The 14565-nt window shown below is 47.0% G+C and carries 13 protein-coding genes and 1 other annotated feature; of the genes, 10 read left to right on the top strand and 3 right to left on the bottom strand.

Going from position 1 to position 14565, the window contains the following annotated elements; translation table 11 throughout:
- The first annotated feature begins 99 nt into the window (after window positions 1-99).
- Window positions 100-1440: an MATE family efflux transporter gene (locus tag C1712_RS05005; RefSeq protein ID WP_102267369.1), complete on the top strand. Its 1341-nt coding sequence runs from the start codon at window positions 100-102 to the stop codon at window positions 1438-1440.
- A gap of 97 nt (window positions 1441-1537) precedes the next feature.
- On the opposite strand, the gene add is transcribed toward C1712_RS05005, so the two are convergent.
- Window positions 1538-2527 carry an adenosine deaminase gene (gene add / locus C1712_RS05000; protein ID WP_102267367.1) on the bottom strand — a complete coding sequence of 330 codons (990 nt, stop codon included), beginning with the start codon at window positions 2525-2527 and terminating at the stop codon, window positions 1538-1540.
- Entirely contained in the window at window positions 2524-3300 is a 777-nt protein-coding gene (locus C1712_RS04995) for an alpha/beta hydrolase (RefSeq protein WP_102267365.1), read from the bottom strand. The genes add and C1712_RS04995 overlap by 4 nt, the downstream gene beginning before the upstream one ends.
- A 139-nt stretch (window positions 3301-3439) precedes the next feature.
- Between C1712_RS04995 and C1712_RS04990 the strand changes: the two genes are divergently transcribed.
- From C1712_RS04990 to C1712_RS04955, 8 genes are all read left to right on the top strand, one after another.
- Window positions 3440-3922, top strand: coding sequence for a DUF4352 domain-containing protein (locus C1712_RS04990; protein WP_180963080.1), 483 nt, complete (start codon window positions 3440-3442; stop codon window positions 3920-3922).
- Between the two features lie 135 nt (window positions 3923-4057).
- Window positions 4058-4312: a binding site (T-box leader), on the top strand.
- 38 nt (window positions 4313-4350) lie between these two features.
- Window positions 4351-5385: a methionine ABC transporter ATP-binding protein gene (locus tag C1712_RS04985; RefSeq protein ID WP_102269763.1), complete on the top strand. Its 1035-nt coding sequence runs from the start codon at window positions 4351-4353 to the stop codon at window positions 5383-5385.
- Window positions 5379-6050, top strand: a complete 672-nt coding sequence (locus C1712_RS04980) for a methionine ABC transporter permease (protein ID WP_102267361.1) — start codon at window positions 5379-5381, stop codon at window positions 6048-6050. The genes C1712_RS04985 and C1712_RS04980 overlap by 7 nt, the downstream gene beginning before the upstream one ends.
- Window positions 6051-6063: 13 nt before the next feature.
- Window positions 6064-6876 (top strand): MetQ/NlpA family ABC transporter substrate-binding protein, encoded by an 813-nt coding sequence (locus tag C1712_RS04975; RefSeq protein ID WP_102267359.1) that lies wholly within the window; start codon window positions 6064-6066, stop codon window positions 6874-6876.
- Between the two features lie 156 nt (window positions 6877-7032).
- Window positions 7033-7857 (top strand): hypothetical protein, encoded by an 825-nt coding sequence (locus C1712_RS04970; RefSeq protein ID WP_102267357.1) that lies wholly within the window; start codon window positions 7033-7035, stop codon window positions 7855-7857.
- Between the two features lie 51 nt (window positions 7858-7908).
- Entirely contained in the window at window positions 7909-8661 is a 753-nt protein-coding gene (locus tag C1712_RS04965) for an NAD-dependent protein deacylase (protein WP_102269761.1), read from the top strand.
- A gap of 107 nt (window positions 8662-8768) precedes the next feature.
- Window positions 8769-9488 (top strand): ABC transporter ATP-binding protein, encoded by a 720-nt coding sequence (locus tag C1712_RS04960; RefSeq protein WP_102267355.1) that lies wholly within the window; start codon window positions 8769-8771, stop codon window positions 9486-9488.
- A complete protein-coding gene (locus C1712_RS04955; RefSeq protein WP_102267353.1) occupies window positions 9485-12073 on the top strand; it encodes an ABC transporter permease in 2589 nt (862 codons plus the stop codon). Before C1712_RS04960 ends, C1712_RS04955 begins: the two co-directional genes overlap by 4 nt.
- An 82-nt stretch (window positions 12074-12155) precedes the next feature.
- Here C1712_RS04955 and C1712_RS13100 read toward each other — a convergent pair whose 3' ends face one another.
- A complete protein-coding gene (locus tag C1712_RS13100) occupies window positions 12156-13670 on the bottom strand; it encodes a BclA C-terminal domain-containing protein (protein ID WP_102267351.1) in 1515 nt (504 codons plus the stop codon).
- Window positions 13671-13799: 129 nt separating this feature from the next.
- Between C1712_RS13100 and C1712_RS04945 the strand changes: the two genes are divergently transcribed.
- Window positions 13800-14402: a hypothetical protein gene (locus C1712_RS04945; RefSeq protein WP_102267349.1), complete on the top strand. Its 603-nt coding sequence runs from the start codon at window positions 13800-13802 to the stop codon at window positions 14400-14402.
- Window positions 14403-14565: the final 163 nt, after the last annotated feature.

The following is a 14565-nucleotide window of genomic DNA, read 5'->3' as shown; positions in this document are numbered from 1 at the left end:
GGAAACATGTTAGGATGAGATCACATCGGAGGGTATCAAGATACCGGATAAGATGGTGGAAGACACTGTCTGTCCGGTTTTTTTGTAAGGATCGGAGGAATGAATGAAATGCGTTGGGAATTAGTAGAGGGGAAAATCGGCGTTACGCTGTTGAAGTTTGCTTTGCCGTTTCTGCTTTCCAGCTTCTTACAGGCGTTATATGGCGCTGCGGATCTATTTATCGTAGGGCGTTTCAGCGGCAGTGAGGCGGTTTCGGCAGTTGCGATCGGTTCACAGCTCATGCAGACGATCACCGGGATCATTTTGGGAATCTCTATGGGGTCTACGGTTTTGATCGCCCGTAAGATCGGCGAAAAAGACGATGCAAGCGCCGGCCGCGCGGTGGGAACGACGGCGCTCTTATTTTTCTTGCTTGCGCTTTGTTTGACGCCGCTTATGTATGTGATCAGTGAAGATCTTGTGCGGTTTATGGAAACGCCGCCGGCAGCGATCAGCGATACGCTGGTATATTTGACGATCTGTGCATGCGGGATCCCTTTTATCATCGGCTATAATGCGGTCAGCGGGATTTTTCGCGGCATCGGCGATTCCCGTTCTCCAATGTATTTTATCGCTTTGGCATGCTTGATCAATATCGTATTGGATTATGTATTTACCGGTATGTGGGACATGGGGACAGCCGGCGTTGCGGCGGCGACGATCATTGCGCAGGGCGCAAGCTTTGTTGTTTCTTTGTTTTACATGATGAAAAAGGGATTGGGTTTTCCACTATCCCATCGGCACTTCCGGCTGTATCGTGCAGAGCTGGGGCGGATCTTGATCGTCGGTTTTCCCCTTGCCTTGCAGGACGCACTGGTCAATGTGAGCTTTCTGGTCATTACGGCAATCGTCAATACGATGGGACTGATTGCCAGCGCCGCGGTCGGCGTCGTGGAAAAGATCATCGTGTTTGCGATGCTGCCGCCAAGTTCTTTTGCTTCTGCAGTAGCGACGATGAGCGCCACCAATATCGGTGCGGGAAAAAGAAAAAGAGCATTTCACATACTCTGGTATGGCATCGGTTTTTCTCTTGTGTTCGGGGTGTGCTTTTGTCTGTTTGCCCAGCTCATGCCGACATGCGCCACCGCTTTGTTCAGCGCTGATCCGGCAGTCATTGAAGCCAGTGCGAGATATTTGATGTCATATTCCATCGACTGTATCTTAGTAAGCTTTGTATTCTGCATGAATTCTTACTTTTCCAGCTGCAACCTCTCATTGATCGCGTTTGCGCACAGCATGGTGGCAACCTTTGTCATTCGCATTCCGCTTACTTATCTCTTATCGAAAACAGCGGGCAGCGATCTTTATCATATGGGGCTGGCCGCACCTGCCGCTACGCTTGTTTCACTGTTCATCTGTCTGCCGGTGCTTTACTTCATGAAGTCGCTGCGTACCGATTAAGCCATAAAAAAATCTTTGAAAAGACACGCTGCACATCAAAAAGGCAGACCGGTTCTTTCAAAGATTTGATCGTAAAGCGATAGTCGTATGGGAAAACTCATGCGTCCAACTGCTGATGTAATGCGGCCTTTTCTTCCGGTGACAGAAAGGCGTTTTGAATGGCGGTGTGATTGCATGCGCGCAGTTCTTCCTCGCTGCATCCCATATATTTTTTTAATAATTCGTATTCTTTTGCCAAGGTCGTATTGGAAATGGTGCGGTTATCGGTATTGATCGTTACCGCAATGCCATGATCAAGCAGGGTGCGAAAAGGATGGGTGTCTGCTTTGGCGACCTGTGAATGCAGATTGCTGCTGAAGCAGATTTCCAAAGGCACTTGCTTTTCCTTTAACAGTTTCATGACATAAGGATCCATTGCCGCCGCGATTCCATGCCCGATCCGTTTGGCACCCATGATCAATGCTGTTTCCACATGCTGCGGGTAAGGATTTTCACCGGCGTGGATCGTATAAGGCAGCGCATTTAATTTCGCTTCCATAAAATACGGCATATAGGCTTTTAACGGCACTGCACCTTCCGCTCCGGCCAGATCCAGAGCGCATACGCCTTTTTGATGATAGGCGATCGCCAAGCGCAGCGTTTCTTCATTATCGGCCTGGGTAAAAGCAAAATCTTTCAGTACCATCATGCACAGGATCAAATTGACGCGAATAGCGGGAAAGTCATGACGGGCATCTTCGATCGCTCGCAACGCGCTTTGCAGGATCGCTTCCTGAGAGGCACCTTTTTTGGTATGCTGGGCCGGGGCGAACCTGATTTCCGCATAGATCACATCATCCTTTGCCAGATCTTCAATCAGTTCATACGTACAGCGATAGATCGCATCGGGATCCTGCAAGATCGCCAATACCGGGTCAAAGCATGCCAGATACTCCGCTAAGGACGTACAGTCCTCTTTTACCTGCATCAGCTTTTGAAAATCCGCTTCGTTTTCTGCCAAATGCAGTCCTCTTTCCAGCGCCATTTCCCATGCGCTGTGAACTCTGACGCTGCCATCGATATGCACATGCAGTTCTACTTTTTTCATTGTTCTTCCTCCTTGCACATTTCCGCTAATGGATCAGGAGCGAAGGTAATTTCCCGATCCGGAATGAGCTTGCCCGCAACAAAAGCGCAGATCAGCTGATAAGCGCTGTATCCGACCTGCGGATCCATAAGCAGCCGGTGCGTCCCACCATGCAGTAAAAACAGCTGTTTTCGCGCATGTGGGATCTGTTCATATGCCCAGATCGAACTGCGCACCGCAATGACCTCATCCTGATCACCATGCAGCAACAATACCGGGCACTGCACATGTGCGATATATTTCTTTAATCCCTTGACAATGCTGGCAAACGTATTGTCAAAAGAAGCCGGCAGGACGATCTCACTGCTGCTTTTATTTTCTTCACTGCTGAAAAAGCGGCTTGCCTGCTTGGTGATCGCCGTATAGATCTTATCAAAATTCAAATAATGAAAGGCCGGCGCCAATAAGATCAGCCGATGCACTTCACAGGTGGCTGCCACATAAGCGGCAATGACGCCGCCCATGGAAAAGCCGACGACATCGACGACATAGCCCTTGCGGATATAATCTTCACAGGTCTTTTTCGCTCTTGCGGCCCAAAGCATCCAGTCATTGTCTTTTTCATCATAGAGATCGAACAGGTCAAACTGGATGATCTCCATCTGGTCTTCACTGCCCCAAAGGGCAAGGTTATCAAATTCACGGCTTCTTCTGCGTCCATAGCCATGAATCGTCAGCAGCACTTTTTTTACTTCGGCAGCCGGTTCGCTTTTGCGGCGTAAAAAGGCAAACATCAAACATCACTTCCTTTTGTTTCATTATAGCTTGTTTTGAAAGGAAATACAATTCACATCGCAAAGCGGGGAAGCCGACATGATTCAACAGGATTCCTCTGTTTTTTTTAGTACGATAGAGCAAGAAAGGAGTGATGATATGGAATTATATAAACAGAAAGCAGGCGGTGGAAAGGACTTGATCCTGCTCAATGACTATTGTCCGAATCCCGCCATGAAAAATGAGATCCAGACCCAGTTTTTCGATCTGAAAATTCATCATATGGAAATCGTGGAGAAAAAGCTGATGGGCTATGTGATCGAAGATCGGGCGCAGTATCTGATCATCGACATGACGATCACCAATATCAGCGGCCGGCCCTTTCGCATGTATCAGGATGATCTGTTGATTCGCTGCGATCAGATGGAAGCCTATGAAGCGGAGGAAGCGTTTGGCTTAAACGGACAGTTTCCCGATGAGTACACGCTGCTCCCCGGGGAACAGCGAAAGGGCAAGCTGGTCTTTATCATCCCGAAAAAAGTAAAGAAATTCGCATTGTGCTACAGTGAATATTTTGATGATGATACGGTCGGCAAAAGCTATCATATGAAATATCGCTTTAATGGAAATGAACGGCTTTGATCATTTGATCAGGCTATGGCGAGCTGAGCGGAAACAGGCAGACAGCGGAATGCGTGATTTATTGAAAAAAGTTTCATGAATATTTTTTCATCTTTGCATTGACATCTTTTCTAAAGTAGAGTAAGATATGGTCATTGAAAGACTGTGAAGGAAAAAGTAGGCAAGGACAGTTTTTACAGAGAGTGTGCATTTGGTGCAAGCACATAAAGCAGATACTTGTTGAAGATGGTTCCGGAGTTGCGTAGTCGAATGCGCATGCTTGAGACTATGACGGGTTCGCCCGTTAAAGCGACAGAGTATAACCGGCATGCCGGCGTACTTGATGAGGCTGTTTCTGTGAGGAAGCGGTGAAATAAGGTGGTAACACGAAGTCAGACTTTCGTCCTTAGTGATGAAGGTCTTTTTTTGTAAAGGAAAGGGGAATGGATATGATTCGCTTAGAGCATGTATCAAAAACATTTACCAGCAAGCATGGCAGTGTGGAAGCGTTAAAAGATGTGTCGCTGACGATTGAAAAGGGCAAGATCTTTGGCATCATCGGTTACAGCGGCGCCGGGAAAAGCACGCTGATTCGCTGCATGAATCTGCTGGAGCGGCCAAGCGCGGGGAAGGTTTGGGTAGATGGGGAGGATCTGATGACGTTAAATGCCAAGCAGCTTAGAGAAAAAAGGCGGAAAATGGGCATGATCTTTCAGCATTTTAATCTGCTGCGGCAGCGCAATGTGTTCGATAACGTCGCGTTTCCGCTCAAGCATGAGAAGTTATCGAAGCAGCAGGTCGAAACGAAGGTAAACGATCTGCTTGCCTTGGTCGGCCTTGCGGATAAAAAATATGCCTATCCTTCGCAGCTCTCCGGTGGACAGAAACAACGGGTGGCGATCGCCAGAGCATTGGCGTGTGATCCAAGCGTTCTGCTCTGTGATGAAGCGACCAGCGCCCTTGACCCGCAGATCACGCATTCGATTCTTGCACTGTTAAAGGATATCAATCGCAAGACCGGCATTACGATCGTCATCATCACGCATGAAATGGCGGTCATCAAAGAGATCTGTGATGAAGTGGCGGTCATGGAAAACGGTGTGATCGTCGAAACCGGAAGCATCGTCGATATTTTCGCAAAGCCAAAGGAGAAGATGACACAGGATTTTGTCAATATGGCAGCTTCGGTCAATCGCATTTATACGCTGATCGAGGAAGGCAATCCTTTGACAGAACTAAAAAGCGGGGAAACGATGGCAATGCTTCGCTACAATGCGGACAATACCTCACAGGCGCTCATTTCCAAGATTTCAAGAGAATACGGAGTGGATTCCAATATTATCTTCGGCAATATCGAAGTATTAAAAGACAAGCCGATCGGTTCGCTGGTCGTGGTGTTTTCAGGCTCCAGCGTCGGTATTACGCATGCGATGCAGTGTCTGCATGAAAAAGGGGTGGAAGTAGAGGTGATTCGATCATGTTAGAACAGTATTTTCCAAATGTATGTCAGATCGCAGGGGAAATTCCCACAGCGATCATCGATACATTAAAGATGATTTTTATCCCGGGCGTGATCGCGTTTTTGGTAGGCCTGGTACTGGCGATGAGCGTAGTGGTCAGCCGCAAGGACGGTATTAAGCCAAATCGCATCTTATTTAATATTGTCGATCTGTTTATCAATTTATTCCGTTCGATCCCTTTTGTGATCCTGATCGCGGTCATGGCGAGTCCGACCCGCCTGATCATGGGTACTTCGATCGGTGTAAAAGGCGCCTATCCGGCTTTGATCTTAGGCACGATTCCCTTTTTTGCCCGCCAGATCGAAAGTGCATTTCGGGAAGTTGACAGCGGTTTGATCGAAGCCAGTCAGGCAATGGGACTATCGACTTGGGATATCATTACCCGTGTTTATTTAAGGGAAAGCGTACCAAGTCTGGTAAGAGCGGTTACGATCACTTTGATCTCATTGGTCGGCTTAACGGCCATTGCCGGTGCGATCGGTGCCGGCGGCTTAGGCGATATGGCGATTCGCTATGGCTATAACCGCTACATGGATGATGTCACGCTTGTCATCGTCATCATTATATTGATTATCGTCTCCCTGATTCAGGTGATCGGCGATCTAATCATAAAAAAGACAACACATTAAGGAGGAAGGAAAGATGAAAAAATTTGTATTTGGTGCATTATGCGCCCTGCTTGTGTTAAGTGGATGCGGAAGTGAGGAAAAGGATGAAAATACGTTGGTTGTCGGCGCTACGACGGCTCCGCACGCACAGATCTTAAAGTTTGTGCAGGATGATCTGGAAGCGGAAGGCATCCAGTTGGAAATCAAAGAATTTACTGATTATACGAAGATCAATGCGGCGCTTGATGAAGGCAGCTTGGACGCCAACTATTTCCAGCATGAAGTTTATCTGAACGGCTATAATGAAGATGCCGGCAGTGATCTGGTTTCCGTAGGAGCGATCCACTATGAGCCTCTTGGCATCTATGCGATGGATCCGGCAGGCAAAACGTCGATTTCATTAGATGATGTAAATGAAGGCGATGTCATCGCCGTGCCAAATGATGCGACCAATGAAGCGCGGGCACTGCTCCTGTTAGAAAAATACGGCATCATCAAACTGAAAGAGGGAGTAGGCGTCAAAGCCACAAAACTGGATATCGTGGAAAATCCGAAGAATGTCGATATTCAGGAAATTGAAGCATCTCAGCTGCCGCGTCAGCTGGAATCTGTCACTTTTGCGGTCATCAACGGCAATTATGCACTGGACGCCGATATCATCGATAAAGTAATCGTAACCGAAGATAAAGAAGATGAAGCGGCCATCACATATGCCAATATCGTAGCGGTGCGCAAGGAAGACAAAGACAATGAAAACGTCAAGAAGCTGGTGGAAATCTTAAAAAGCGAGAAGACCCAGCAGTATATCAACGATACTTTTAACGGAACCGTTGTGCCAAGCAAATAAGCAAGTAAAAGAAAGATACGGGATCAGGCAAGTCCGGTATCTTTTTTTTATCTATGGCCATGCTAAGAAAAAGGCTTTTGGGAATAAATTGTTTTTTTCTATGGAGTTATAAAAGAAAAAACAGTATAATGGTAAAAGAAGCGGAGGTTGATCAGATTGAAAGTAACGAAGTTTTTGAAACAGAATTTCATGTTTGTTCTTTTACTTTCGATTATCGTATGTGTTACTTTGGGATTGGGCATTTATCACTTATTGACATCTTCGCCGAAGGAAACACAAAGCGATCCGACGCCGACGCCGCCAAAGGAGAGCGAAACAGCGACCGAGATTTCTTATTTGAGCGCGGATTTCAAGAGCGGCAATACGGTGAGAGTATCTTGGACGATTACCCAGGGCGAAGCAAAAGTGAGTGCGCTGGAGCTGTATTGCAATGAAAACAAGTTAGCGGATGTCACTTCTTTGAATTACTTTGAGATGCCTTTGGGCGTCTATCAGTTTTATGGAAATGTGCCTTTCACTTTGCAGGCGACTTTGGATAATGGAGAGGTGTTAAGCAAAAATGTGCAGGTGCAGATACCGAAGATCTTAAGCCCAAGACAGGAGATCACGCATATTGATGACGGGGTGGAGGTAACCTTCCATTATAAATATTATGAAAATGATGCCATCGAGGTGCCGAAGCTGTATCTGATGAACAGCGGCAGCGCTGCATGGCAGGTGGAGTTTGTATCGAATGTGCAGGAGGGCAAAGAGGGCATTTATGTGAATGCGGCCGCGACTTATCGCATTCGTGCGGAAGGACTTGCGAGCGGATCGTATGGCTTTGATGTGCGCTATGTATTTGAACAGGTCGCACAGAGCTTCAATGACCGGGTAGAATTTGTTTATGAGCGGGTGGAAAGCAGTGAAGGCGATGATCACCAAGATCCGGATCAGGAAGAAAGCGATACGCCAAATGAGGAAGCGTCAACAAAGGACTGATCGGCATCGGTCCTTTTTTCAAAAAGGCAAGGAACAGAAAGGGTGAAAACGATGAAAGCAGAAAGCAAGCAATTATGCAAATGGATAAAAGAAGCAAAACGCATCGTATTTTTCGGCGGTGCCGGGGTTTCTACGGAAAGCGACATACCGGATTTTCGCAGCAGCGACGGTCTTTATCAGCAGAACAAATATCCTTATCCGGCTGAGGTCATGCTTTCTCATGATTTTTTCATGGCGCATACGCAGACGTTTTACGACTATTATTTTCATGAGATGATCTATCCTCATGCGCTTCCCAACGCGGCGCACAAGGCGCTGGCTTATTTAGAGGAAAGCGGAAAGCTAAGCGCGATCATCACGCAGAATATTGATAGCCTGCATCAGAAAGCAGGAAGTAAAAAGGTATTAGAGCTGCATGGAAGCGTGCATCGCAATCGTTGTATGCACTGCCATGCTTTCTATACGCTAGAAGAGGTGTATGCACAACGCGGTCAGATTCCTCGCTGCTGTCATTGTTCCTCGATCATCAAGCCGGAGGTCGTATTATATGGCGAAGGGTTGGATCAGGATGTGTGGGAAGCAGCGGTGCGGGAAATTGCACAGGCAGATCTGTTGATCGTCGGCGGAACGTCTTTGGTCGTTTATCCGGCAGCCGGCTTACTGCGCTATTTTAAGGGCAAACATCTGGTTTTGATCAATCGTGATGAAACAAGTGCGGATCATCTTGCCCAGTTGGTCATTCATGAGCCGATCGGCAAAGTGCTTGGTGAAGTCGCAGAACGTTTGAAAGCGGAATATGAATAAAAAGAGAAAAACCTTAAGTTATTTTCAGAAAGCAATTTACATTTCCCTAGAATGGGTGTAGACTAGAACCAGTCGACACATTATGTGCGAGGTGAGGAGGGTTCAGCTTGATTGAAGTAAAACATTTGAAAAAGGCATACCGGATCGAAAAGCAAGAAATTCCGGTACTGGAAGATATTTCGCTGACGATCCATGATGGAGAGTTTACAGTGATCATGGGAGAAAGCGGATGTGGGAAATCGACATTTCTCAACTGCATCAGCGGATTGTTGAAAGCGAGCGATGGGGAGATCTTATTAGATGGGAAAGATTTGAGTCAGGCCACGCGAAAAGAGATGGAAGCGATCCGTTTACATCAGTTCGGCTTTATTTTTCAGGATAACTATATGATCGACAACTTAACGATCTTGGAAAATGTAGCGATGACAAGGCTGCTTTATGCAAAAGACGGTTATGAAAAAGCGATGTCGCTGTTAAAGCAGATGCGCATCGAGCATCTTGCGGATAAATATCCGGCGCATGTATCAGGCGGAGAAAAACAGAGAGTGGCAATCGCCAGAGCGATGATGAATGATCCGGCGATCTTATTTGCGGATGAACCGACCGCTTCTTTAGACAAGTACAGCGCTAAAGAAATCATGGAAATCTTTGCGGAATTGAATCAAAAAGGGCAGACGATCCTGATGGTAACGCACAGTGCCGGTATCGGGGCGTATGGGAACCGTATCCTGGTGATGGATAAGGGCTGCTTTTTAGATGATAAATATTTAGAGGGAACGCTGCCGGATAAGACAAAGGTGATCCAAGGACTGGTGGATAAAGTATGAAGCTGATCATTCAATCGCTCTATCAAAAACGGATCTTTCAGTACAGCATTTTGGTCGTTATCTTTGTGCTGACTATTTTATCGATGCAGATCAGTGCGACGATCACTTTGAAAAATGAAACGATGATCGATCAGATGAATGCGATCCAAGCGCCGCATACGACCATTTATACAGCCGGCAATGACCAAAGAACGATCTATACGCTGGAAAAGTATTTGTCTACGTTTAATGAAACCAACGAAATTGATTTGATTGCCCATTACGAACATAATTATTTTTTAACGGCGATCGAAAAAGGGATCGATGAAAAAGAGATTCCTTCACAGTATTGTGTCTTGGAAGGCTATTTGAATGAAGGGGGCAGAAATCGCTATCACGTAGTGAAGGGAAAGGCGCTGGATCAGTTAAAAGGCAATGAGATTGCGGTCAATGAGCGTTATGCGAAATCATTAAGCGATGATTTTGATGATGTGATCGGCAAGCAGTTAGAGCGGATCGCTGTATCCGGCGGAGAAGCACAGGATGCGGATTATCAGATCGTTTCGATCTTTGAGGACCCGCGCACCGGCGTCTTAAGTGAAAAAGATCAGGATACGCTGAAGCTGTTTGAAGCGTCGAATGAGGAACTGAGCGACCATGACTACTGGGGCTTTATCAACTATGATACGGCGAAGGTGCATCAGGTAGAAACAAATGTTCGGATCCGTGAGATTCATGAAAACGGCAAGATCACGGAGATCGAAGAGCCTTATGAAATGTATCATGAGACCTTTCAGCTGTATTATCAAAATTATTCCATGGAGGATGAGGCGACATTATTGACGCTTTATACTTATAATGTAGATGGCGGATCGTTTATTTCATTCCAGCCGTTTTATACCTTGCTGATGCAGGAAAGCATGTCGCAAAGCATTTTCCGCTTTTTGAGCTATACATTGTTGGCAGCTTTGCTGATCGCCGATTTCTTTATCTTTTATGCTTTCTTGAAACGGCAGTTAGATGAGGATAAAGAAAAACTGGCTTTGATGAACATCAGCGGTGTCAAACGCAAGCAGATCATTTATGCGTATCTGTTTGAAATATTGGTGTTAATGGGAATCGCGGTTTCCATCATGGCGGTCATCGATATGGTTTGTGCATGGATCGGTGTGGATAAAATGCCGTATTTATCGACGTTTTATCAAATGACGCCGCGCATTGCCGGTATTACGCTGGCGGGGGCGGTTGGCGTCAGCTTGCTGTTGATGGCCGTTACAATCATTACGCTTTGTTCCTTCTTGAAACAGGATATGATCCATTCGCTGAAGGAAAAAGATCTGACGATCCAGCGACATGTGCATCGTCGCATTTCTTTTCGCCATCAGCTGTCGGCTTTTGCATGGCGGGATCTGATCGCAAGCAAGTGGAAATTGATGCGTACGACCTTGGCATCGACGTTTTTGATCTTGTGTCTGCTTTTAACTTATCATGCTTATCAAAGCTTGGCGAATCTGTATAACGAAACGACGGTAGGCATTCATTTCGACTATACCATCGGCGGGCTGAATGAAGCGCAGTATGCGGCATTGCAGGAAAACTATGCCAAGGATATCTCCTATCTGTCGGCTGAAAATAAATATTATAAAGAAAAAGTCGGTGAGATCGATGATATCAATGTTTATCTGTATTATCCGGCAAAGCTGATGCGTATTTACGATGACATGGCGCCGTTTGTGGATCTGCATGCGGGCACCTACCCATCGAAGGCGGAGATGTTTATCATTGAATACGGCTGGTATTACAAGGATATGCAGGTGGTCTTATCAAGAAGGATCATGGATATGAAAGGCGCTGCTTTTGCGGATGAGCATGATATTGTCAGCGGCATCAACGAAGGAACGCTGAGTTATGATGATATTCCTTACGGCTACTATGCCAATGGGGGCAATTCGGTCTATATCAAGGGCAATACGGATTCTTTGTTGAACAACGGTTACAGTTCTTTCAGTATTTTCAGAAATGAAGATGGAATAGAACCCTATATCTTAGCTGAGAATGATGTAACGCGCGATCTGAGCGGCGGTACGATCGTAAATCTGAAGGAAGGCGTTGCGCATCAAGATTTCGAGCAGTGGCTGAAGCAGGAAGGCATTTCCTATGTGCCATATGCGGCGATGTTAGAGCAGCTGAATGAAACCAATGCGAAAGTGCAGGAAAAAACGTTCTCGATCATGGTGGCGGTCATGAGTTTGATGGTGCTGCTGCTGGTGATCTTGATCGTCGCCAATATCGCGGAAGATCATATGCATAAAAAGAAACAGCTGTATTTTATGCAGGCAGTCGGCTATTCCGCCTATTTTATCAGAAGCTGGAATTGGGTGCGGGTCATGTTGTCGCTGCTATTGTCATTTGTCTGTGCGCTGGTGCTGTATGTACCAATAAAATGGCTGTTCTTTATGCTGCTGGCAAGAGCGGTCGGCGTATATGAACTGGCTGGCTATGGTTATTTGGCATTTATCGCAGTGTTTGTTTTGATGATCGTCGGTGCATTATGGATCATTGTGCAGAATCATCGCATGAAGCACTATTATCATGCAAAAGGCTAAGGAAAAGAAAAAAAGCAGTTAAACAAACAGAAAACACCCTGTATCGAAATGGATACAGGGTATTTATTGATGTGTGAAGCGATCAGCTGCTCAGTTTTTTGATAGACAGGGAAACACTGACGCCGGTTCCCAAATTGAGGTTCAAAGAGAGCAGGGAAGAAACTGAAATGGTGATCACATCACCGGCATTCAATGGTTCGATGACGCTTCCGGAATAGATGGATTCCACTCCGACCGCAAGTAAATGACGTTCTTGTGTGCTGACGATGCTGGTGCCGTTTTTTCGTACCGCCAAGGTAACAACGGTGCCTAGAGTTGATGATGCGTTGAACATATAGTTGATTTCATAATCACCGGCAGTTTGTACGGTCAGACTGTCAGTCGGCGAAAGCGTTACGTTGTGTGCCTGCATCGCAACTGCAAGCGGCAAGGTTTCCGGAACACCTGATGAAAGGTGGATCGTTCTCGCTGTTGCATTGTATTTTCCACCATAAGCGACCAAACCGCTGCCGGCTGTTCCGGTTGCGCCCGTTGCACCGGTTGCTCCGCTAGGACCTGTCGCACCGGTAGCTCCGGTTGCGCCACTTGGTCCTGTTGCTCCGGTAGGTCCCGTAGGCCCAGTTACGCCTGTTATACCAGTAGGACCTGTTGCCCCGGTTGGGCCCGTCACACCGGTAGCTCCAGTGGCTCCTGTGGCACCGGTCGGTCCTTGGATACCCTGTGGTCCAGTTGCGCCTGTCACACCGGTTGGTCCGATCGGTCCGGTACTTCCAGTAGGCCCTGTGGTACCGGTAGGACCAGTAGCTCCGGTAGGACCGGTTGCCCCGATCGGTCCGATCTCACCTGTTGCACCGGTAACGCCGGCAAAACCTTGGATTCCTTGTTCTCCGGCAGGTCCGGTAGCTCCGGTAGGTCCAGTTGCTCCCGTTGGCCCCGTAGGACCGGTTGCTCCTTGTATGCCTTGTGGCCCTGTTGGTCCCGTAGGTCCGGTAGCTCCGGCAGGACCACTTATGCCTTGAATACCTTGGATGCCCTGTGGCCCGGTCGGCCCTGTTGGGCCTTGCACTCCTTGTATGCCTTGCACACCTTGTTCACCCTGTGGCCCAGTTGTACCGGTAGCTCCGGTAGGTCCAGCTACGCCGGTTGGTCCGGTCGCTCCCGTTGGTCCTGTTGGACCTTGGATTCCCTGTGGTCCTGCAGGTCCGGTTGCTCCGCTAGGTCCTGTTGCCCCTGTTGGCCCGGTTGGTCCGGTAACACCCTGAACCCCTTGTGCTCCCATTGGTCCAATCGCTCCGGTCGCACCCGTTGCTCCGGTAGCTCCGGTAGCGCCTGTTGCTCCGGTCGCACCGGTTTCTCCTTGCGGCCCTTGTGGCCCAAATGGTCCCTGTGCTCCTTGTTCTCCGGTTGCACCGGTTGCTCCGCGCAGTCCCATCGGCCCCATCGGTCCTGTTGCTCCTCTAGGTCCCATTGGTCCTCTTGGCCCTTGTGGTCCTGTTGGCCCGGTTGGTCCTACACAGTGATGTGGGGGACATGGACAAGATGAACAGCACTCACATGTTTCAAAACCGCAGTCCATATAATCACATCGACGATTCATATGCAATACCTCCTTCGCAGTTATCCTGCTGCTTTACTGTATGAGGTAAAAATAAAGTTGCGAGGTTGGATAGCCTATCAAACGCGTCTACAGTAGATTTTTTATGAAAAATCGTCTATACTGTTTCCTATGAATACGATCAGACTGAAACAATATCCAAAATGGAAAAAACTACAGTTTTATATGCTTATTATCGTGATCTTGATTTCTTTTGTCATCGCGATCCAAGCACCGCTGCTGAGCGAAAATCTGTCATTCATCGGCAATGCACTGCATCATCGTGGTTTGCTTGTATTATGGGGAACGTGCACCGCATGCTATTTCTGGTTCGCTTTTTTGACGATTTCACACCTTTCCGCTCTCATTCCCAAAAGGATTGCTCTTTATTGTGCGCTTGCCTGTCTCTTGATGGTCATTGCTACCATTTTGCCATATGATGAAGGGCGTGTACCGATGCTGTCATTTTTACATACTGCGGCAGCGATGCTGGGTACCGGCATCTATATTGCGTGCTATTGGTACTGCCTGTTTGTTTATCAATCGATCGATTATTGGTTTTATCGTATAGCGATGTCTTGTTATAATCTGCTTTTACTATTCTGTCTGCTTTTGATCGCTACATTTGCAAGCATCAATACATTAGCGGAAATTCTTTTTTCGATCGTCTTGCCGCTTTTACAATATCGTTTTCTTTGTATGCAGGAACAAAAAGGAATACCCTTAACAAAATAAAAAGTGAATACCGTTTATGACTATAACAAGGCTGTTTTAGTTTCATTCAACATGAAAAGTTCGAAAGAAAAGCACATGGGATCGAAAGTAAACAAAGCATCGAAGGCACTCTTTTCAACAGCGAAAGTAAAAAACATACGAAAAGCATAAATAGGGAAAAGAA

Origin of the sequence: Massilicoli timonensis (assembly GCF_900199515.1) — a bacterium.
GTDB lineage: Bacteria > Bacillota_I > Bacilli_A > Erysipelotrichales > Erysipelotrichaceae > Massilicoli > Massilicoli timonensis.
Note: the sequence above shows the minus strand (reverse complement) of the source record. Positions and strands in the feature narration are given on the sequence as shown.

What these genes read in the sequence shown, in the direction of transcription:
- C1712_RS04975 (WP_102267359.1), top strand. Translation starts at nt 6,064, where the DNA reads ATGAAAAAATTTGTATTTGGTGCATTATGCGCCCTGCTTGTGTTAAGT.
- C1712_RS04980 (WP_102267361.1), top strand. Translation starts at nt 5,379, where the DNA reads ATGTTAGAACAGTATTTTCCAAATGTATGTCAGATCGCAGGGGAAATT.
- C1712_RS13100 (WP_102267351.1), bottom strand. Translation starts at nt 13,670, where the DNA reads ATGAATCGTCGATGTGATTATATGGACTGCGGTTTTGAAACATGTGAG.
- C1712_RS04985 (WP_102269763.1), top strand. Translation starts at nt 4,351, where the DNA reads ATGATTCGCTTAGAGCATGTATCAAAAACATTTACCAGCAAGCATGGC.
- C1712_RS05005 (WP_102267369.1), top strand. Translation starts at nt 100, where the DNA reads ATGAATGAAATGCGTTGGGAATTAGTAGAGGGGAAAATCGGCGTTACG.
- C1712_RS04965 (WP_102269761.1), top strand. Translation starts at nt 7,909, where the DNA reads ATGAAAGCAGAAAGCAAGCAATTATGCAAATGGATAAAAGAAGCAAAA.
- C1712_RS04945 (WP_102267349.1), top strand. Translation starts at nt 13,800, where the DNA reads ATGAATACGATCAGACTGAAACAATATCCAAAATGGAAAAAACTACAG.
- C1712_RS04990 (WP_180963080.1), top strand. Translation starts at nt 3,440, where the DNA reads ATGGAATTATATAAACAGAAAGCAGGCGGTGGAAAGGACTTGATCCTG.
- C1712_RS04955 (WP_102267353.1), top strand. Translation starts at nt 9,485, where the DNA reads ATGAAGCTGATCATTCAATCGCTCTATCAAAAACGGATCTTTCAGTAC.
- add (WP_102267367.1), bottom strand. Translation starts at nt 2,527, where the DNA reads ATGAAAAAAGTAGAACTGCATGTGCATATCGATGGCAGCGTCAGAGTT.
- C1712_RS04995 (WP_102267365.1), bottom strand. Translation starts at nt 3,300, where the DNA reads ATGTTTGCCTTTTTACGCCGCAAAAGCGAACCGGCTGCCGAAGTAAAA.